16 protein-coding genes and 2 riboswitches are annotated in these 19,501 nt (G+C 61.5%); of the genes, 3 read left to right on the forward strand and 13 right to left on the reverse strand.

Annotated elements, in window-relative coordinates:
• Position 1 precedes the first annotated feature (1 nt).
• The 10 genes from GUC22_RS13365 to GUC22_RS13410 all read right to left on the reverse strand — a co-directional run bounded on the left by GUC22_RS13365 (position 2) and on the right by GUC22_RS13410 (position 13,519).
• The gene (locus tag GUC22_RS13365; protein WP_098362682.1) at positions 2-745 is read right to left on the reverse strand and encodes a glutamine amidotransferase; all 744 of its coding nucleotides are present in this window, start codon (positions 743-745) and stop codon (positions 2-4) included.
• Positions 746-848: 103 nt separating this feature from the next.
• On the reverse strand, positions 849-2,768 hold the full coding sequence (gene mrdA, locus GUC22_RS13370) for a penicillin-binding protein 2 (RefSeq protein WP_049090384.1): 1,920 nt from the start codon (positions 2,766-2,768) through the stop codon (positions 849-851).
• A gap of 184 nt (positions 2,769-2,952) precedes the next feature.
• Entirely contained in the window at positions 2,953-4,749 is a 1,797-nt protein-coding gene (gene atzF / locus GUC22_RS13375; protein ID WP_160183575.1) for an allophanate hydrolase, read from the reverse strand.
• Entirely contained in the window at positions 4,746-8,351 is a 3,606-nt protein-coding gene (gene uca / locus GUC22_RS13380) for an urea carboxylase (protein ID WP_064371758.1), read from the reverse strand. Before uca ends, atzF begins: the two co-directional genes overlap by 4 nt.
• Positions 8,352-8,519: 168 nt before the next feature.
• On the reverse strand, positions 8,520-9,155 hold the full coding sequence (locus GUC22_RS13385) for an urea amidolyase associated protein UAAP2 (protein ID WP_004138008.1): 636 nt from the start codon (positions 9,153-9,155) through the stop codon (positions 8,520-8,522).
• A gap of 10 nt (positions 9,156-9,165) precedes the next feature.
• Complete coding sequence (locus GUC22_RS13390; RefSeq protein WP_064342652.1) at positions 9,166-9,894, reverse strand: urea amidolyase associated protein UAAP1; 729 nt, start codon at positions 9,892-9,894, stop codon at positions 9,166-9,168.
• Positions 9,895-9,898: 4 nt separating this feature from the next.
• Positions 9,899-10,675, reverse strand: a complete 777-nt coding sequence (locus GUC22_RS13395; RefSeq protein WP_004138010.1) for an ABC transporter ATP-binding protein — start codon at positions 10,673-10,675, stop codon at positions 9,899-9,901.
• Positions 10,672-11,487: an ABC transporter permease gene (locus GUC22_RS13400; RefSeq protein ID WP_004138011.1), complete on the reverse strand. Its 816-nt coding sequence runs from the start codon at positions 11,485-11,487 to the stop codon at positions 10,672-10,674. Before GUC22_RS13400 ends, GUC22_RS13395 begins: the two co-directional genes overlap by 4 nt.
• Before the next feature lie 24 nt (positions 11,488-11,511).
• Complete coding sequence (locus tag GUC22_RS13405; protein WP_160183576.1) at positions 11,512-12,570, reverse strand: putative urea ABC transporter substrate-binding protein; 1,059 nt, start codon at positions 12,568-12,570, stop codon at positions 11,512-11,514.
• A 57-nt stretch (positions 12,571-12,627) separates the two neighbouring features.
• Positions 12,628-12,726: riboswitch (guanidine-I (ykkC/yxkD leader) on the reverse strand.
• A gap of 190 nt (positions 12,727-12,916) precedes the next feature.
• Positions 12,917-13,519 carry a helix-turn-helix domain-containing protein gene (locus GUC22_RS13410; protein WP_064342650.1) on the reverse strand — a complete coding sequence of 201 codons (603 nt, stop codon included), beginning with the start codon at positions 13,517-13,519 and terminating at the stop codon, positions 12,917-12,919.
• A 43-nt stretch (positions 13,520-13,562) separates the two neighbouring features.
• Here GUC22_RS13410 and GUC22_RS13415 point away from each other — a divergent pair, with 43 nt between their 5' ends.
• Positions 13,563-14,255, forward strand: a complete 693-nt coding sequence (locus tag GUC22_RS13415; RefSeq protein ID WP_116943673.1) for a B3/4 domain-containing protein — start codon at positions 13,563-13,565, stop codon at positions 14,253-14,255.
• Between the two features lie 46 nt (positions 14,256-14,301).
• Here the strand turns inward: GUC22_RS13415 and GUC22_RS13420 are convergent, their stop codons facing one another.
• From GUC22_RS13420 to GUC22_RS13430, 3 genes are all read right to left on the reverse strand, one after another.
• The gene (locus GUC22_RS13420; protein ID WP_004138018.1) at positions 14,302-14,934 is read right to left on the reverse strand and encodes a LysE family translocator; all 633 of its coding nucleotides are present in this window, start codon (positions 14,932-14,934) and stop codon (positions 14,302-14,304) included.
• A 19-nt stretch (positions 14,935-14,953) separates the two neighbouring features.
• Positions 14,954-15,033, reverse strand: a riboswitch (ZMP/ZTP riboswitch).
• A 54-nt stretch (positions 15,034-15,087) separates the two neighbouring features.
• Positions 15,088-15,552, reverse strand: coding sequence for a DMT family transporter (locus GUC22_RS13425; RefSeq protein ID WP_024358203.1), 465 nt, complete (start codon positions 15,550-15,552; stop codon positions 15,088-15,090).
• Positions 15,553-15,561: 9 nt separating this feature from the next.
• Entirely contained in the window at positions 15,562-15,996 is a 435-nt protein-coding gene (locus GUC22_RS13430) for a DMT family transporter (protein ID WP_004138020.1), read from the reverse strand.
• 99 nt (positions 15,997-16,095) lie between these two features.
• Between GUC22_RS13430 and GUC22_RS13435 the strand changes: the two genes are divergently transcribed.
• Both GUC22_RS13435 and katG read left to right on the forward strand, forming a co-directional pair.
• Positions 16,096-17,028: a LysR family transcriptional regulator gene (locus tag GUC22_RS13435; protein ID WP_004138021.1), complete on the forward strand. Its 933-nt coding sequence runs from the start codon at positions 16,096-16,098 to the stop codon at positions 17,026-17,028.
• A 265-nt stretch (positions 17,029-17,293) separates the two neighbouring features.
• A complete protein-coding gene (gene katG, locus GUC22_RS13440; protein WP_004138022.1) occupies positions 17,294-19,477 on the forward strand; it encodes a catalase/peroxidase HPI in 2,184 nt (727 codons plus the stop codon).
• The last annotated feature ends 24 nt before the right edge of the window (positions 19,478-19,501 follow it).

The following is a 19,501-nucleotide window of genomic DNA, read 5'->3' on the forward strand; positions in this document are numbered from 1 at the left end:
GTTAAGCCAGGTTCAGATCCGGCTGCAGGTAGCCTGCGACAAAGCGGGTCAAAATCGCCGAGGCCACCGGGCTCTCCGCAACGTCACGACTCAGCCTGTCCGGGTCAACCCCCTCGTTGCGCAGCGCCGACTGACGGAACGCGATCAGCGAGCGGGCAATCGCCGGGGTGATCTCCGGATGAAACTGCGTAGATACGGCATGCGCGCCGTAGCGCACAATCTGGTGCGGATCGTGCTGCGACGAGGCCAGCACCGTCGCCCCCGGCGGTAATCGGGTGACCGTTTGCATATGCGTGAGGTGCGCGCTGAACGGCGCCGGGTGGTCAGCCAGCAGACGATCAGCCAGGCCGTGTGCGGACAGTGAAATGGTTTTACTTCCCGCTTCGCGTCCGGCTGGATGGTAGTCCACCTCGCCGCCCAGCGCGTGCGCCATTAGCTGATGCCCGTAGCAGACGCCAAACAGCGGCATCTCTATCGCCATCGCCTCGCGGATCCATGCGGCGGTCATTTCGCTCCACGGCAGGCGCTCCGTGACCATATCCCAGGAGCCGGTAATCACCGCCACGGTATTATTGTCCGGCGCGGGAAGCGGCTCGCCGGCATACACCCGCGCCACACTGATTTTATTGCGCCACGGCGCCAGCAGATTGCCAAACCAGAGGGGAAGATCGCCGTGGTCGGAGACGATTTCATCCGGCGGAGTCCCGGTCTGGACAAGAAGAAGGGTATTTCGGCTTAACGACATCAGAGCGCCTTTTTCACAGCAACACAGAACGCTACTATGCGCAAAAGCGCCGGCGGCGGCAAATAACCAATCCGCCAACGCTTATGCTCTCCGCGAATAACCGCTACTGCGCGTCGGCGCTCTCCACCTGCGGCACCGTCGAGGCCGCGCCCTGTACCGCCGGCGCGTTGGCCGGGTCGAAGATATGGTCGAGGATGGCGCGCGCCGTCGGTCCCGCTACCACGCCATCGCCGCCGCCGTTCTCCAGAATCAGCGCCATCGCCACCTTCGGATGCTGATACGGCGCAAACAGGGTGTAGAAGATATGGTCGCGCAGGCGCACCGGGATCATTTTCGCGTTATAGGTCTGGTTCTCCTTCAGGCTGAACACCTGGGACGTCCCGGACTTGGCGGCGATCTGGTACGGCGCGGTATGGAACAGCTTATAGCCGGTGCCGTTTGGCAGGTTCGCCATGCCGTACATGCCGTTGCGCACCACGCCCCAGTAAGGCGAGCGCGGATCGCCAACCTGCGGCAGATCCTGCGGCGGCTGATAGCGCTCAACCTTATTCCCCTGTTTCATGGAGTAAAGCAGATGCGGGTTTTGCACTTTGCCGTTGTTAATCAGGGTCGTCAGCGCCTTGACCATCTGGATCGGCGTGGCAATCCAGTAGCCCTGGCCGATACCGACGGAAATGGTATCGCCCTGATACCACGGTTTTTTATGCACCCGCTGTTTCCACTCCCGGCTCGGCAGCACCCCGGCATACTCTTCGTTAAGATCGATGCCGGTTGACTGACCGTAACCGAACTTGCTGAGCCACTCGTGAATACGGTCGATACCCATCTCAAACGCTACCTGATAGAAGAAGGTGTCCGCCGATTCTTCTATCGCTTTGGTGACGTTAAGCATGCCGTGGCCGCTCTTCAGCCAGTCGCGGTAGCGGCGCTGGGTTCCCGGCAGCGTCCAGGTCGGCGCGCCGAAGAAGGAGGTGGTTGGCGTGATAACGCCCGCTGATAGCGCCGACAGCGCCATGTAGGGTTTCACCGTCGACGCGGGCGGATAGAGACCCTGGGTGACCCGGTTAATCAGCGGCCGGTCCGGGTTATCGAGCAGCGAACGGTAGGCCTGATAGCCGATGCCCCTGACAAAGGGATTGGGATCGTAGCTGGGGCTCGACACCATGGCCAGCACGCCGCCATCGCGCGGATCGACGGCCACCACCGCCGCGCGCTGCCCCTTCAGTACCGACTCGATATACTGCTGCAGGTGCAGATCCAGCGTCAGGTAGATGTTCTTCCCGGCCACCGGCGGCACCTCTTTCAGCAGGCGCACCACCCGCCCGTGGTTATCCACCTCGACCTCCTGATATCCGGTGGTACCGTGCAGCGCTTTCTCGTAGTAGCCTTCGATACCCTGCTTGCCGATATTATGGTCGGCGGCGTAGTTCTCCTCTTCCCCCGCTTTGGCCAGCTTTTGCAGATCGCTGTCGTTGATTTTCGATACGTAGCCAACCACGTGCGCCAGTTCGGCCCCGTAGGGGTATGCGCGCTGCTGGTAGCTCTCCACCGTGACGCCGGGGAAATGAAACTCATTGACCGCAAAACGCGCCACTTCAACATCGCTCAGGTCCGCTTTTAAGGTCACCTCTTTGTAGCGGCTGTTGTGGTGCATATCGTCGCGAAAATCGGCGATATCCTGCGGGGTTAAATCGACGATCGGCGTCAGCTGCTGCAGCAGCGCCGTCATATCGGCGATTTTGCTCGGGATCACCTGCAAACGGTAGAGGGTAATATTTTGTACCAGCGGGATACCGTTGCGGTCGAAAATCAGCCCCCGGCTCGGCGCGATGGGCAGCATTTTAATGTCGTTCTGGTTTGAACGCGTCTGATAAAAATCGTGCTGATCGACCTGCAAACGGTAAAGATTAAGGATCAGGATGGCAAAGCAGACCACCACCAGTAGAAACGCAATGACGGCTCGGCGGATAAATAGCATCTCTTCCGCTGAATGGTCGCGAATTTCATCTCTCATTAGGGACATTAGCGGTCATATACCTGGGTTACAAAGGGCCTGAAAAAGGAAAAGCGGGGAAGAATAGCGTTATCGCAGCGAGAGCCCTATCGAAAGGTTGCTAATGATTTGGCAGAAATGTTTCAGCATGTTAGAAACGTGACGTCGTCACAAAAATCACCTCCCTCGGGACTTCGACGGAGGTGATGATGTCCTAGCGCGCCAGCCAGGCGCGCCAGCCGCCGTAGGCGGTAATCTCCGTGGCTTCGCCTAATCCTTCGGCTTCGCAAATAAAGCCCGTTAACCGGCGTCCGTCGGCAAGCTCAACTTTCCCTAAGCCCAGCGGCGCGGAAATGGCCGCCAGCAGCGAACCGACCTCCGCGCTGGGTAGCTCCCACACTTCAACCGCAATCGCCGCCCCGCCGCTCTCATCGCGAACCATTGCCGGGCGCTTACCGTCCGCGAGGGCGTACAAACGATAGTGCGGCGCGCTGCGGGTTTCCTGCAGCAGCTGGCCGCCCCGCGCCAGCAGCTGATCGTTTAGCGGCAGGCCGGCAAGATGCGCGCCGCAAACAACCAGCGCCATCCGGTCATGACCGGCGGCGCGTTCGGGCGGCGGGGTTTCCAGCCGCGTCCCGCCGGCCAGCGGCAGCCGCTCCGCTCGCTGAAACGCGTCGGCCAGGCTGAGCAAATACTGGTCGGTAAATGCCCGGCCAAACAGGGTAACGCCGGAGGGCAAGCCGTCCGGCATAAATCCGCACGGCACACTCACCGCGGCGTAGTCCAGCAGGTTCATAAAGTTGGTGTAATACCCGAGATCGGCGTTGCGCGCGATCGGTTCCGCTTGCAGCTCGTCGAGCGTCACCGGACGCGGATAGGTTGGCGTCAGCACGCAGTCGAGGGTCTCGAGGATCGCGTCGCACCGGGCTTTGTACTGCTGTAGCTGATAAATCGCCTTAAAGGTCGCCGTGGCGTCGGTATCCGGCGCTTTCGCCAGCACCTCGCGAATGACCGGCAGCACCGCCTCCGGCTGCCGCGCCATCAACGGGCCGACTACCGCGTAACGTTCGGCGACCCACGGTCCGTCATACAGCAGTCGGGCTGCCGCCAGAAACGGCGCGAATTCGATCTCAACCGCCACCCCACCCAGCGCCGTCAGCCGCTGCCGGGCCTGGGTAAACAGACGCTCGCTTGCGCTGCAGCCGAGGAAATTCAGCTCGCGCGGAACGCCAAAACGAAAACCGGCTGCCGGCCTGCCGAACGCCTGACGGCTGTTCCACTGCGGATTATGGCGGCTCCAGGCATCCAGCGGATCGTACTGCGCGACCAGCGCCAGCAGCTGGCTCGCCTCGTCGGCGGTGGCGCTGAAAAAGGTCACACAGTCTAACGTACGGCAGGCGGGCACGACCCCAGCGGTGGAGATCAGCCCTTTCGTGGCCTTCAGACCCACCAGGTTATTCAGCCCCGCCGGGACGCGGCCGCTGCCGGCGGTGTCCGTTCCCAGCGAGAAGCTGGCGACGCCCAGCGCCACCGCCAGCGCGGAACCGGCGCTGGAGCCCCCGGATGGGTAATCTGCAAGATAGCCGTTGCGGCAAGCACCGTACGGCGAGCGGGTACCGTTCAGGCCGGTGGCGAACTGATCGAGATTGGTTTTACCGACCGGCACCGCCCCCAGCGCGATCAGCTGAGCGACAATCGTCGCGCTCTGCTCCGCCCGGTAAGCAAACGCCGGGCAGGCGGCGGTGGTGATAATCTCCGCCAAATCGATATTGTCTTTGATGGCGAACGGCACGCCGTATAGCGGCAGCTCGGTCGGCGAGAGGCCTTCCAGCGCCGCCAGAAGCGGCTCCTGCTCCTCTTCGCTCAGGATATGGATAAATAAGCGGAATTCGGGGTTCAGCGCCTGCGCCCGCTGGCGCACTTCCGCCAGCAGACGGCGCGGGGTGGTTTTGCCGTTGCGATAGTCTGCCGCCAGGGTCGCCAGGCGTAAATCAAACGTCTGCTGCATCATGCCTTCTCCTCAATAATCACCGCCACCCGCTGCCCGGCGCGCACCGCGCTGCCCGGCTGCACGTGAACCTGTTGAATAACGCCGTCGCAGGGGGCCAGCAGCGGGATCTCCATCTTCATCGACTCCAGAACGACCAGCACATCCCCCGCGCGAACCCGACTGCCTGCCGCGGTTTGTACCTGCCATAAGTTGCCGGAAATCGGGCTCTCCACCCCCTGCTCGCCCTGACGCAGCGGCGCGTCGCCGCCCTCATCCACGGCGCCCTCCTGGCTGTCGAAATGGGCCTGGCCGCTGGCTATCCAGCGATCGCGTTCGGCGTTAAACGCCCGCTGCTGATGCTCGCGAAACGCGCCGATGCTGTGCGCTTCGCGGTGGAGAAACTGCTGGTATTCCGCCAGCCGCAGCGTGCTGTTCTCAATGCGCAGCGGGTAGCGTCCGAGCGGAAAATCGCGGCGAATTTGCAGCAGCTCTTCGGCCGAAACCGGATAGAAACGCAATTGGTCGAAGAAACGCAGCAGCCAGGGTTTGCCGGCAAAATCCGCCACGTCGTGGTAGCGATTCCACATTTGCAAGGTCCGGCCAACGAACTGATAGCCGCCGGGTCCCTCCATGCCGTAGACGCACAGATAGGCCCCGCCGATGCCGACCGAGTTTTCCGCCGTCCAGGTGCGCGCCGGGTTGTACTTGGTAGTGACCAGGCGATGGCGCGGGTCGAGCGGCGTCGCCACCGGCGCGCCGAGATAAACATCGCCCAGCCCCATGACCAGATAGCTGGCGTCAAACACCGTATTCCATACCGCCTGCTCGTCAGGCAGATCGTTAATCCGGCGGATAAACTCAAGGTTGCTCGGGCACCACGGCGCGTCCTGGCGTACGGTGGTCATGTATTTATCGATCGCCTTGCGGCAGGCCGGGTCGTCCCAGGAGAGCGGCAGATACACCACGCGCGTCGGCACCTGCAGATCGTCGCTCAGGCATACCGTGGACCACTCGCCGCGCACCCGGGCCAGCAGCGTCTCCAGGGGCAGGGTTTCCGGCTGGAAATGAATTTGCAGCGAGCGGATCCCCGGCGTGATATCAATCACGCCTTCTGCGGATTGCGCCTCCAGGGCCTGCATCAGGGCATGAATGCGGAAACGCAGCACCAGATCCAGCTCCGGCTCCCCGGCTTCCAGCAGCAGGTGGGTATCGCCGGAAAGGCGCGCCACCAGGCGTTTATCCGCCTCGCCGCAGGTCATGACGACAGGCGACGTCAGCGGCGCGGGCTGCCAGGCTATCGCCTGGTGACTTAGGGTCGTCAGTTCGGCGCGCCGCCCTTGTGCCAGCCGCCGGGCGGTGGGTAAATCTACCGCCACGAAACGTACTTTGTCCCCGGCCTTGAGCTGGCCTAACTGCCAGAGGTCGGCTTCAATAACGGTGACCGGGCAGACGAAACCGCCGAGGCTCGGCCCGTCCGGCCCGAGGATCACCGGCATATCGCCGGTAAAATCGACCGCGCCCACCGCGTAAGGATTATCGTGAATATTCGACGGATGCAGTCCCGCTTCGCCGCCGCTGTCGCGGGCCCACAGCGGCTTGGGTCCAATCAGGCGCACGCCGGTGCGGCTGGAGTTAAAATGAACCTCCCAGTCGGTGGCGAAAAAAGTCGCGATATACGCCGGCGTAAAAAACTCCGGCGCGCCGTGGGGGCCATAAATCACCCGCAGCGTCCGTACCTGCGCAAGCGCCGTGCGGAGCGCGGCGGGCAGTTGATCCCCGACTCTGGCGGCGGCGCGCGGCGCCAGATGCAGCACGTCGCCGCCGCGCAGCGCCCGTCCGCCGTGGCCGCCAAACTGGCCGAGGGTAAAGGTGCTTTTACTGCCCAAATAGTCCGGCACCTGAATACCGCCGCTCAGGCAGAGATAGCTTCTGACCCCCGCGCCGTTTATCGCGCCCAGCTTCAGCGTCGCCCCCGCCGGAATGGTAAAAACGCGGTCCAGCGGCTGGTCAACGCCATCGAGCGTCACCGCCAGCGGCGCGCCGCACACCACCGCCTGAACGTCGGTATTAAATTTCAGGGTCGGCCCGTTGAGGGTGATTTCCAGCGCGGCCTCTCCCTCGGCATTACCCAGCAGACGGTTGCCGAGACGCAGGGCGCGATCGTCCATCGGCCCCGACGGCGGTACGCCCACCGCCCAGTACCCGAGACGTCCCGGATAGTCCTGCACGCTGGTCTGGGTCCCGGCGCTCAGCACCTCCACGGTGGCCGCCCGGTAGCGCAGCTGCTCAAGGCAGCGGGTCCAGGGCTCGCCTTCGGTAAACGGCGCAAAGCCAAGAATTTGCAGCAGGTACAGGCGGTTGGTTTCTACGCCGTACAGGCGGGTCTCCGCCAGCGCCTGCGCCAGGCCGGCGATAGCCTCATCGCGGCTGGGGCGCCAGGCGATCGTTTTCGCCAGCATCGGGTCGAAAAACGGCGGCACTTCGCAGCCGGCTTCCACCCAGCGGTCGATACGCAGGGCGGCGCCGTCCGCCGGTGGAAAGATGGCTTCCGTTAGCAGTCCGGGAGACGGCTGAAACTGCCGTCCCGGATCCTCGGCGTAAAGCCGCGCCTGAATAGCATGCCCCTGAGGCCGTAACCCGGCGGCCAGCACGTCTAGCGGGGGTAAATCGCCCGCCGCCAGCTCAATCATCCAGCGCACCAGATCAACGCCCCACACCTGCTCGGTGACGCCGTGTTCAACCTGCAGCCGGGTATTCACTTCGAGGAAATAAAACTGCCGCGCCGTGCTGTCATAGACGAACTCCACCGTGCCGGCGCTGCGGTAGCTCACCGCTTTACCCAGCGCGATAGCCGCCGCGCATAGCGCCTGCGCGGTGCCTTCCGGCAGATTCGGCGCGGGCGTCTCTTCAATCACTTTCTGGTTACGCCGCTGTACCGAACAGTCGCGCACCCCGAGGGCGATAACGTCCCCCCGCCCGTCGCCGAAGATTTGCACCTCCAGATGGCGGGCGCGTTCGATATATTTTTCGAGAAATACGCCGGCGTCGCTGAAGTTGTTTTGCCCCAGCCGCTGCACCGTGGCGAACGCCTCCGTCAGCTCACGAGCGTCGCGGCAGACGCGCATGCCGATCCCGCCGCCGCCGGCGGTGCTTTTAAGCATCACCGGATAGCCCACCGCCTCCGCCGCCCGGCAGGCTTCGTCGCTGTCGGCCAGCAGTTCGCTGCCCTCCAGCAGCGGCACGCCCTCGGCTTTGGCTAAGGCGCGGGCGGTATGCTTCAGGCCGAAGACGCGCAGCTGCCGCGGGGTTGGGCCGACAAAGGCCAGCCCCGCCGCTTCGCAGGCCTCGGCGAAGGCCGCGTTCTCCGACAGAAAGCCGTAGCCGGGGTGGATCGCCCGGGCGCCGCTCTGCTGCGCGGCGGCAATGATCTTCTCCGTGGCCAGATAGGTTTGCGCCGCCGGGCCGTCGCCGAGGCTGAGGGCTTCATCGGCGTCGCGGATATGCAGACTGCTCAGGTCGGCTTCGGAATAGACGGCGACGCCCTTCACCTGCATCGCGCGCAGGGTGCGCAGAATGCGGCAGGCAATCGCGCCGCGGTTGGCAATCAGTAAGGTATCAAACATAAGCGGAACTCACAGGGTCGCGGGTCGTCCCGCAAAAATTCGATGTTCCCCTGAGGTCGTCCCCGGGGTGAACCGGCGCTTAAGGTTTGCGCGTCGGCGTACTGTTCAGGCGATCGGCGCGGACGGCGAAGAGCCGAAAGGCCAACAGGCGCCAGCGCTGCCAGCGGGTCAGTTCCATACCAGCACCTCGGCGGGCGTGGGGTTCCAGCCGTTGCAGGGATTGTTCAACTGCGGACAGTTGGAAATCAGCACCACGGCGCTGCACTCGGCGCGCAGCTCAACGTATTTCCCCGCCGCCGATATGCCGTCCTCAAAGGTCAGACCGCCTTCCGGGGTGACCGGGACGTTCATAAAAAAGTTGATGTTGGCGCCGATATCGCGCTTGTGCAGGCGACCATCGTGCAGGCAGGCGCAAAGGAAATTATCCCGGCAGCTGTGCATATAGCGTTTATCCTGGGCGTAGCGCACGGTGTTGCTCTCCTGGGCGCAGGCGCCGCCGAGGGTATCGTGGCGACCGCAGGTATCAGCAACGATGGTCAGCAGCGGATTGCCCAGATTGGAATAGAGCACGCTGCCGGTGGTCAGATAGGCATTGCCCTGGCGGCGCAGCGTGCGCTGCGGATCGTAGCGTTCGCGGGGGTTATCGGCGTTGTAAAACAGAGTATCGATGGCCTGGTTGCCTTCGAGGTCTAGCAGGCGCAGGGTTTGCCCTTTTTGTACCTCAAACAGCCAGGGTTCCCCTGCCGGGATCACATGGCGATAGACGGCATCTTCAGGACGACGGTTACTGGTGATAAGACGCATCGCAGCCTCCTTACAGGGCAAAAAGTTGGGTGTTGAGGAACGCGCGCTGGTTTTCATCGCGAGTAAAGAGCGCTTCCGCGGTCGCCTGCGCATCGTCGGCCTGGTACCAGCTGAGCTGAATCGGCCGCGGGGCGTATTCCGCGGCCGGGTCCTGGGGATGCGGCAGCGCGGTCAGTACCATGAGGACATCCATCGGCGCAAACAGCTCAACGTAATCTCCGGCGCGGCTGTTGCCGGGGATAAAGCGGAAACTGCCGTCCTCATCGACGGTCACTTTGCTGAAGAAGTTAACCACCATCAGCAGGTCTTCCAGGCCCAGATCCCACTTGCCCATCTCGACCAGCAGGTTATCGACGCCGTTGCGATAGAAGCCGTTGCGCAGCTCCTGGTAGCGTCCTGCGCCATATTTTTCACGCGTCTCATCGGCGTTGAGCACCCCGCCGAACGGGTCGTGCCAGCCGCAGCTGTCGGCAACGATCCCGGCCAGGACGCGCCCCATATCGGAGTAGAAACAGTGCCCGGCGGTCAGGCGCGCGGTATGCTGGCCCTTGAGGGTGTCCGGCAGATTCAGGCGCTCGCTCTTCTCGTGGGGATTAAGCATCATCATGCTGACGTTGGCCCCGCCGTCGATATCGGTCAGGCGCAGGATCTGACCTTTGCGCAAAATTAACGAGGTGTGCGCCCCGCCGGGGAGCCGCTCTTCGCGCAGGCTGGGGGAGGAGTGAAAAAGTGCGGTCATCAAACTATCTCCTTAATGCGTAAACGTTATTGTCGCTGCCGGTCGTCAGCTGCGACATCCGCGCTTCATTGAGCGGGATATCGTAGGTAATGCGCGCCCCCCAGGCGTTGGGCGCCTGCGGATCAATGCGCACTTTGTCGAAAACCAGCAGCCGGGTGCCAAGGTTGAAGCCTTCCGCAAGGTCGTGGGTGACCATAAAAACCGTCATCCGGGTTTCGCTCCATAGCTGGAGCAGCAGCCCGTGCATATCCTTGCGGATCCCAGGGTCCAGCGCGCCGAAGGGTTCATCGAGCAGCAGCACGCGCGGCTGCATCACGAACGCCTGGGCAATCGCCAGCCTCTGCTGCATCCCGCCGGAGAGCTGCGCCGGGTATTTATCCAGCGCGTGCCCCAGCCCGACTTTCTCCAGCATCCTCCGCGCCCGTTCGCGGGCGTCGCGTTTCCTGCCGGCAAACAGCCGGCCAAACAGCGGTGACGCCGGAAGTTCAAGACCTATGGCGACGTTATCCAGCACGTTGAGATGCGGGAAAACCGAATAACGCTGAAACACCACGCCGCGGCTGCGGTCCGGCTCCGCCGCCAGCGGCTGGCCGTCGAGGGTGATTTCGCCGCGAGTCGGCTTTTCCTGGCCGAGCAGCAGACGTAAAAAGGTTGATTTGCCGCAGCCGGACGCGCCGACCATCGAACAGAACTCGCCCTCTTTCACCTGCAAATTGATGCGCTCCAGCACCACGTGATCGCCATACTCCTGCCAGATATTTTTGATGTCGATAAAACTCATGCCCGACCTCCTTCCGCCCACGGGAAACAGGCTTTGTGCAGCTGGCGCAGAGCCAGATCCATCAGCCACGCCAGCAGCGTTATCCAGATGACGTAAGGAATAATCACGTCCATCGCCATATAGCGGCGAACGAGGAATATGCGATAGCCGAGCCCGGCGGTGGCGGAGATGGCCTCGGCGGAGATCAAAAATAGCCACGCGGAGCCCAGCAGCAGGCGCAGGGAGGTGATCAGCCGCGATAGCAGCTGCGGCAGCACCACCCGCAGCACCACCGTCCAGCTATTGGCGCCGAGGGTTTGCGCTTTGATAAACAGCTCCGCCGGGATTTCCCGCGCCCGCTGTTCAAGGTCGCGCGCCAGCATCGGCGTAATGCCGATGACGATGAGCATCACTTTTGACAGCTCATCCAGGCCGAAGACAATAAACAGCACCGGCAGGATCGCCAGCGGCGGGATCATCGATACCACGGTCATCAGCGGCGACAGCGCCGCGCGGTACATCGGGAACACGCCGGCGGCGATGCCGATGCCCAGGCCAATCAGCGAAGAGAACGCCAGGCCAATCAGCAGGCGGCCCAGGCTAATCAGCGTATCGGCCCACAGCAGATACTCACCACTGCGTTTATCCGGCGTGAACGCCATCCGGTCAATGGCCGCGATCATCTGCGACAGGCCGGGCAGCAGCTTATCCTGCGGATTGGCTTCCAGCCGCACCGCCGAACCGATAAACCAGGCGGCGACCAGCAGGACAAAGGGCAACAGCATCAGCGTCAGGCGCATACCCTGCCGGGGATAGCGGTTAATGTGGCGCATGGCGTGGACTCCCGGAGTCAATCATTACAGCTTGCCCGCCGCGGCCAGCTTCAGATAGCTGTCGTCAAAGCGCAGCTTGCTGTTCGCGGTATCGCCGACGGTGACGCCGCCGGGGAAGGTCATGCCGATAAAGTCGGCGCTCTGCGCGCCCTCGCCCAGCAGCCCTTTATCAAAGGAGAACTGCGCCACCCGCTGCATGGTTTTGGCCAGCTCCGGCGAGGAGATAAACGTCAGGGTGTCGGCAGGCGTCCAGAACAGATGGGTCGTTTTTAGCTGCGCCTGGTAACCGGCGAGATCGGTGCCGGAGTCGGCGGCCATCGCGTTTAGCGCCTCGGTATCGCCGGCCCGCATTTTGGTCATCATCTCGAACCAGGCGCCGGTCAGGGCTTTGCCCAGCGCCGGGTTATCTTTCAGCGTCTGAGTATTCACCACCATCATGTCGATCAGCTCGCCGGGAACCTGCGAAGAGCTAAAGACTTCCGTGGTTTGCGGCGTCTTTTTGATAACCGAAAGCTGCGGATTCCAGGCCACCGCCGCGCGTACGCCGCTGGTGCCAAAGGCCGAGACGATATCCGCATCCGAGGTATTGACCACTTTGACGTCTTTTTCCTGCAGTCCGGCTTTTTCCAGGCCGCGAACCAGCAGGTAGTGCGATACCGAAAGCTCCGGGAGATACACCGCCATCCCTTTCAGATCGCTGAGCTTTTTATTCCCCCCCTTCAGTACCACGCCGTCGTTGCCGTCGGAGTAGCTGCCGGTAATCAGCGCCGTCGTGTCAACGCCGCCCGCCGCCGGAATGGTCAGGGCATCCATGTTGGTCATGGTGCAGCCGTCAAACTGGCCCGCGGTATACTGGTTGATGGACTCGATGTAGTCGTTTAGCTGAACGATATTGATTTTGATGCCGTATTTACTGGCCCACTTATCGATGATTTTTTCGTTGCTGATGGTGCCCCAGGGCATCCATCCGGCGTAGATAGTCCAGCAGACGTTGAACTCTTTTTTGACGGCGGCAAACGATGGGACGCTGGCCAGCAGCGCCAGCGACAGAATTAGAGAGCGGAGGAGCGGCGGTGTCTTCATGGTGGACCTCTGGTTAGCACGGGAAACGGGGGCAGCGCGACACCCAACGGTGCTGCTGTCTCCCGGGCTTTTGTCCCGCCGTGTAACCTCGCAGAGGTCGCCAGCTCTCGGACCAGACGTTCACCTGAGTGAACCGGAACCCTAGCCAGCTATTGTGTTATCTCAATTGTCTGTTGCGCTGCCTTCTGACGAGGAGTTTGCAAGGTCTATGCCAGGCGCGCAGAGCACGTAAACTCAGCCATGCGACGACAGGCGTCGCCGCGATTCCCAATTATGGGGAGTGATGATGGGGCATTGCATGGATTTGGTGCGCTCGCCGTGAAGGAGGAGCGCGGTCGGGATAATACTAACGCGCTTTTTCGCTGACCGTCATAGTGAACCGCGTGACCGCATCCCCGGCGTTAGCGTAGCTATGCGGGGCGTCGGTGCGCGCCACGGCGGAATCTCCGGCGACAATTACATAGCTCGCGTCGTTGACCGTCAGGGTTAAGGCGCCCTCGGTCACGAAAAGCAGTTCTGTCGTGCCATCGCCGTGCCCCGGCGAGGTAAAAATCTCACCGGGATAGAGACTCCATTGCCAGAGCTCCACCATATCCGGTCCGCTGGTACCGGCAAGCAGCCGTGCATGACCGCCCCGCTCGCCCTGCCATAGGGTGGGAATATCGCTTGCGGCCATCACCTTGACCGGCGGCGCGGCGGCGACGTTGACAAAATCGGCCACGGATACGCCCAGCGCCGAGGCCAGACGGCACAACAGCGCGATGCTCGGATTGGCCCGGCAGGCTTCAATGTCTACCAGCATGCCTTTACTGACCCCCGCGCGTCGCGACAGCTCATCAAGGGAGATCTTCTTTTCCGCCCGGTAGCGTTTAAGGCGCGCCGCAACGGCTTCATTGATCATGGCGGCATCGGCGCCCGCATCGGTCGTTATATTGACTTTATTGGTCATCGGTCGATATTATGCTTTAAAATGGTCGTTACAGGATTATCCAATGAATAGCGTATTACCGTCAATCAGCCCGCAGGTCTCCGCGCTGGCCCCCGGCTTTCGCGCCCTGAGCATTGATGTTGTTTCCGCCGCCGTACGCGCTCCCCAGGTCGGGTCCGATGCGCTCCGCTCCGCCTGCAAAGCGGTTCTCGCCGGCGAGCCGCAGTGGGCGGAGGCGCACCTGCAGGCCTGGAGCGAAGTATTCCGCGCCTTTGGCGCAAAACCTAAAAGGACCCCCTGCTCGGCTGAAGCCTTGCGCAAACGGGTGCTGCGCGATGGCGAGATGGCCGCGCTCGATCCTATCGTCGATCTCTATAACGCGGTAAGCCTGCGCTACGCCGTGCCGGTCGGCGGCGAAAACCTGGCGGCGTATGTTGGCGTGCCGCAGCTCAAGATCGCGGACGGCAGCGAGCCGTTCGATACCGTTAAAGAAGGACAGACGGTCGACGAATACCCCGACGCGGGAGAAGTGGTCTGGGGCGACGATCGCGGCGTGACCTGCCGACGCTGGAACTGGAGGCAGGGAGTCCGTACTCGCCTGAGCGTGGAGAGTCCGCGGATGTGGTTTATTCTTGAAAGCCTGCCGGAAATGCCGCTTAGCGCGCTGCAGGAGGCGGGAGAGATGCTGTGCAACGGTCTGCTGGAGATGATGCCGGAAGCCACGATCCGCTCGCGGCTGATTGGCCAGGGGGCTTAATCCCCTTCCGCTGCGCCCGGCAGCGCTATGCTACCGGGCAGAGCGATTACTTCCGCGCTTCGAAGGCAATTTTCACCGCCATCCCCGCCAGTACCGTCGCCATCAGCCAGCGCTGAAACTGCTGCCACAACGGGCGCCCCGCGAGAAACAGCGACACCTGCCCGGCCATCATCACAATCAGCGCGTTAACCGCCACGCTAATTATCGCCTGGGTAAATCCCAGTACCAGCGACTGCGCAAGGATGCTGCCGTGTCCGGGAGAGATAAACTGCGGCAGCAATGAGAGGTACATAATAGCGATTTTAGGGTTCGCCAGATTAGTGATAAAGCCCATCAAAAACAGCTTACGGCCGCTATCGGCGGGCAGATCCCGCACCGCAAAAACCGAGCGCCCGCCGGGCCTCACCGCCTGCCAGGCCAGATAAAGCAGATAGACAACGCCGCTGATGCGCAAGACGTCATAAGCATAGGGCACGGCGAAGATCAGCGCGGTAATACCGAACGCCGCGCACAGCATATAAAAGACAAACCCCAGCGCCACCCCGCCGAGGGAGACCAGCCCGGCCCTTCTTCCCTGGCAAAGTGAGCGCGAAATCAGATAGATCATATTCGGCCCCGGGGTCAGCACCAGGCCAAGGGCCACCAGAGCGAAGGTCAGCAGCGACGAAATCTCAGGCATAGCGTATCTCCATACAGTGAAGTGACGCCCAGGCGCGCGGCGGCGGCAACCATGCTCCCCGACAGTGATCTGTCTAAAGCGCCAGTCACATGGTGACGAACAGTATGGCCGCGGTTGGCGATGCGCGACAACTCACCTGAACAGGTGGGCGGTCTATCGCTTCTCTGCGGCTTTTGCCGCCGTGCCGGAGCGATAAATAAAGAACAGCGCCAGCCCCAGACAAACGATCGCCCCCAGCCGCCCCGGCGAAAAGGTAATGGCGTCATTACCCAGCCAGCCAAAGTTATCGATTAGCAAGCTCATGGCCAGTTGGCCAAAAATCACCGCCACCGTGGCCGCCGCGGTACCAATACGCTGCACCGCCACCACCATAATCACGATATAGGGGACGCCGCAAAATGCCCCCAGCAGCTGCCATTTCGGCACATCCAGCAGCGTCGTCGTCTGGTGGGGCGCAAAGTAGAAAATCAGCAGCGCGGTGATCAACGCGCCCACGGAGAAAGTGAGAAACGCGCTACGAAATACGCCTACCTGACTGCCCAAACGACCGTTAATCGCCGCCTGCATGCTCAACATCGCGCCGCCGGCCAGCGCCAGCAAAATCATTATGCTACTCATCTTAACTCCTCAGCTTGTGGCGATCAGAATCAGGGCGACGACGATAAACAGCAGCGCGATAAGCCGCCGACCGTCGATTTTACGTTTTGGCGAACCAAACAGGCCGTAATGGTCAATCAACAGGCTTTTGCAGACCTGGCCGGCAAGAATGCCGATCATCGTCATGGCGATACCGATAACCGGCACGGCGATGGTTAAGATGACGACATAGATGGGGCCCAGGATGCCCCCGGTAAGCTGCCAGCCCGGCAAAGAGAAGAACGAGGGGCTTTGTCTCTGGCCAAACAGCAGCATCAGCAGAAACGTCAGCGCGCTGCCGACGCTGAAAATGCTGAAGGTGGCCCACAGGTCCCCTACCTGACCGGCCAGCGGCCCGAGTAGTCCGGCTTCCACGGATAATCCCATGCCGCCGGCAATCACAAGAAAAATCAGTAATAACTGCATCGTTGATATCCGATTATTAATGAGGTGTCAGAGCATAAAACAGCGGAGTGATGTGAAAAACGATACAATCAAGGAAACACTTTTGCGGATATTGCATTAATGAGCGATGCGGGTAATGTGAATTTTCGGGCGCTGCAGCTGTTTATCGCCGTTTACGACAGCCAGAGCTTTTCCACAGTGGCGCGACGAGAAGGCGTTTCTCCCTCAATGGTATCGCGCACCATTCACCAGCTTGAGGACGCGCTCGGCCAGCAGCTGTTTTATCGTAATACCCGGGCCGTGGTGCCTACCGAAGCAGGACGCCTGTTTGCCGCTCATGCCAGAGGCATCAGCGAACAGTTCAGCGCCGCGCGACGCGATTTGCAGGACCGGAGCCTTGAGCCGGGCGGGCTGGTGCGCATCAACGCCCCGGTCTATTTTGGCCAGCGCCATATCGCGCCCTGGCTGCCGGGGCTAACGGCGCGCTATCCGCAGATGCAGATTGAGCTGGCGCTGACCGATGATTTCATCGATCCGCACCGCGATGCGACCGATGTGATTTTTCGCATCGGTAGCCTGCCGGATTCCAGCGTTCACGCCAGGGTACTGGGTATGCAGCATCACTATCTGGTCGCCGCTCCGGCGTATCTGCAACGCCGCGGCATTCCGGAGACGCCGGAAGATCTTCGCCAGCACAGCACGCTGGTCTACAGCGGCTCAAACGGGCCCAACCGCTGGCTGTTCCGTCTTGCGCAAGGGGAATGGGTGCACTATCCGCAAACGCCGCAGCTCACTTCAAATAACGCCGATGCGCTGCTGACCGCTGCGCTGGGGGGGATGGGGATGGTCCTCTTTCCCGACTGGATGGTTAATGAAGCGACTGGAGAAGGAAAGCTGATTAAGCTGATGCCCCGCTACGCTGCGGCAATCGGCAATACCCCCTCGCCGGTCTCGGCGATTTACCCTCACGCCCGGCATCCGTCACTTAACGTACGGGCGGTAATTGACTATTTTATCGACGTTTTTGGTACGCCTTTATACTGGCAGCGCTAAGCTTGTTTACGCACTAAAATTGTCATAACGCAAATAATGGGGTCTTCGCTGGCGGAGATGATGCCTTAACGATTCCTTTACGCTGATGTTACGACTATGGTGGTGAGGTCATTGTTGAAAACCAGCCCTTCAACAATGATATATATTCGGTTTTTACAAGAGCATTGAACGGAAATAACTATTAAATCCGTAGACTCATTCAAATATCGCTTATTGGTAGCAGTGTATATCGTAATGGCATTCACAAAAGCAAACGGAGCCTGATATGAGCACGTCAAACGATCCTTCGAATACCCCGTCGGCAGGGAAATGCCCTTTCCACGCCGAAACGTCGACGCCCACGCAGAGCGCGGGCGGTGGCACCGGCAACCGCGACTGGTGGCCTAATCAACTACGTGTGGATCTGCTGAATCAGCACTCCAATCGTTCAAACCCGCTGGGCGAAAACTTTAACTACCGCGAAGAGTTTAAGAAACTCGACTATTCGGCCCTGAAAGCCGATCTGCGCGCCCTGCTCACCGACTCTCAGGAGTGGTGGCCGGCGGACTGGGGTAGCTATATCGGGCTGTTTATTCGTATGGCATGGCACGGCGCCGGTACCTATCGTACCGTTGACGGTCGCGGCGGCGCGGGCCGCGGGCAGCAGCGTTTCGCTCCGCTCAACTCCTGGCCGGATAACGTCAGCCTCGACAAAGCCCGTCGCCTGCTGTGGCCGGTCAAACAGAAATACGGCCAGAAAATCTCCTGGGCTGACCTTTATATGCTCGCGGGCAACGTGGCGCTGGAAAACGCCGGTTTCCGCACGTTTGGCTTCGGGGCCGGTCGTGAAGACGTATGGGAACCGGATCTGGACGTTGACTGGGGTAATGAAACCGAATGGCTGGCCCATCGTCATCCGGAAAGCCTGAATCAGCAGGCGATCGGCGCCACCGAAATGGGGCTGATTTACGTCAACCCTGAAGGCCCTAACGCCAGCGGCGACCCGCTCTCCGCGGCCTCCGCAATTCGCGCGACATTCGGCAATATGGCGATGAATGATGAAGAGATCGTCGCGCTGATCGCCGGCGGCCATACGCTGGGCAAAACCCACGGTTCCGCGGTGACCAGCCACGTTGGCGCAGAGCCGGAAGCGGCGCCGATCGAAGCGCAGGGCCTCGGCTGGGCGAACAGCTACGGCAGCGGCGCTGGCGCCGATGCGATCACCTCCGGTCTGGAAGTGGTGTGGACGCAAACGCCAACCCAGTGGAGCAACTACTTCTTCGAAAACCTGTACAAATATGAGTGGGTGCAGACCCGCAGCCCGGCAGGCGCGATTCAGTTCGAAGCGAAAGACGCCCCTGAAATCATTCCTGACCCGTTTAACCCAGAGAAAAAACGCAAGCCGACCATGCTGGTCACCGACCTGACGCTGCGCTTTGACCCGGAATTCGACAAGATTTCCCGCCGCTTCCTGAACGACCCGCAGGCCTTTAACGAAGCTTTCGCCCGCGCGTGGTTTAAACTGATCCACCGCGATATGGGGCCGAAGTCCCGCTACATGGGCCCGGAAGTGCCGAAAGAAGATCTGATCTGGCAAGACCCGCTACCGGCGGCGATCCACGCCCCGACCGCAGAGGATATCGCGACGCTGAAAACCGCCATTGCCGACGCCGGCCTTTCGGTCAGCGAGCTGGTTTCCGTGGCCTGGGCATCCGCATCCACCTTCCGCGGCGGCGATAAACGCGGCGGCGCCAACGGCGCGCGTCTGGCGCTCGAGCCGCAGAAATCGTGGCCGGTCAACGCCATCGCCTCCCGCGTGCTGCCGACCCTGCAGGCGATTCAGCAGGCATCCGGTAAAGCGTCGCTGGCCGATATCATCGTCCTCGCCGGCGTGGTGGGCATTGAGCAGGCTGCCGCGGCGGCAGGTGTTCAGGTCAGCGTACCCTTCGCCCCTGGCCGCGTCGATGCGCGTCAGGATCAGACCGATGTCGAAGCGATGGATCTGCTGCAGCCGCTGGCCGATGGTTTCCGCAACTATCGCCGCGTGGGCGGCGGCATCTCCACCGAAACGCTGCTGATTGATAAAGCGCAGCAGTTAACGCTGACGGCGCCGGAAATGACGGTCCTGGTAGGCGGTCTGCGCGTGCTGGGCGCTAACTTTGACGGCAGCCGCCACGGCGTATTTACCGACCGCGTTGGCGTATTGAGCAACGATTTCTTCGCTAACCTGCTCGATATGGGTACCGTCTGGAAAGCCGCTGACGAGCACGCTGAGCTGTTTATCGGCCGCGATCGTAAGAGCGGCGAAGAGAAATACACCGCGACCCGCGTCGATCTGGTGTTTGGCTCCAACTCCGTCCTGCGCGCCCTGGCCGAAGTGTATGCCTGCAGCGATGCGCGGCAGAAGTTCGTCAGCGACTTTGTCGCCGCCTGGACCAAGGTGATGAACCTCGACCGCTTCGATCTGTAATCTTTTCTCCGGCAGAAATGCTCA

This window comes from Klebsiella sp. MPUS7, from assembly GCF_009905335.1.
Taxonomy (GTDB): domain Bacteria; phylum Pseudomonadota; class Gammaproteobacteria; order Enterobacterales; family Enterobacteriaceae; genus Klebsiella; species Klebsiella grimontii.

Excerpts from the sequence above, each read along its gene's own strand:
- GUC22_RS13430 (WP_004138020.1), bottom strand. The coding sequence starts at position 15,996 with ATGCAGTTATTACTGATTTTTCTTGTGATTGCCGGCGGCATGGGATTA.
- GUC22_RS13385 (WP_004138008.1), bottom strand. The coding sequence starts at position 9,155 with ATGCGTCTTATCACCAGTAACCGTCGTCCTGAAGATGCCGTCTATCGC.
- GUC22_RS13395 (WP_004138010.1), bottom strand. The coding sequence starts at position 10,675 with ATGAGTTTTATCGACATCAAAAATATCTGGCAGGAGTATGGCGATCAC.
- GUC22_RS13405 (WP_160183576.1), bottom strand. The coding sequence starts at position 12,570 with ATGAAGACACCGCCGCTCCTCCGCTCTCTAATTCTGTCGCTGGCGCTG.
- GUC22_RS13365 (WP_098362682.1), bottom strand. The coding sequence starts at position 745 with ATGTCGTTAAGCCGAAATACCCTTCTTCTTGTCCAGACCGGGACTCCG.
- GUC22_RS13390 (WP_064342652.1), bottom strand. The coding sequence starts at position 9,894 with ATGACCGCACTTTTTCACTCCTCCCCCAGCCTGCGCGAAGAGCGGCTC.
- GUC22_RS13410 (WP_064342650.1), bottom strand. The coding sequence starts at position 13,519 with ATGACCAATAAAGTCAATATAACGACCGATGCGGGCGCCGATGCCGCC.
- GUC22_RS13415 (WP_116943673.1), top strand. The coding sequence starts at position 13,563 with ATGAATAGCGTATTACCGTCAATCAGCCCGCAGGTCTCCGCGCTGGCC.
- katG (WP_004138022.1), top strand. The coding sequence starts at position 17,294 with ATGAGCACGTCAAACGATCCTTCGAATACCCCGTCGGCAGGGAAATGC.
- atzF (WP_160183575.1), bottom strand. The coding sequence starts at position 4,749 with ATGATGCAGCAGACGTTTGATTTACGCCTGGCGACCCTGGCGGCAGAC.
- GUC22_RS13420 (WP_004138018.1), bottom strand. The coding sequence starts at position 14,934 with ATGCCTGAGATTTCGTCGCTGCTGACCTTCGCTCTGGTGGCCCTTGGC.
- GUC22_RS13425 (WP_024358203.1), bottom strand. The coding sequence starts at position 15,552 with ATGAGTAGCATAATGATTTTGCTGGCGCTGGCCGGCGGCGCGATGTTG.
- GUC22_RS13435 (WP_004138021.1), top strand. The coding sequence starts at position 16,096 with ATGAGCGATGCGGGTAATGTGAATTTTCGGGCGCTGCAGCTGTTTATC.
- GUC22_RS13400 (WP_004138011.1), bottom strand. The coding sequence starts at position 11,487 with ATGCGCCACATTAACCGCTATCCCCGGCAGGGTATGCGCCTGACGCTG.
- mrdA (WP_049090384.1), bottom strand. The coding sequence starts at position 2,768 with ATGTCCCTAATGAGAGATGAAATTCGCGACCATTCAGCGGAAGAGATG.
- uca (WP_064371758.1), bottom strand. The coding sequence starts at position 8,351 with ATGTTTGATACCTTACTGATTGCCAACCGCGGCGCGATTGCCTGCCGC.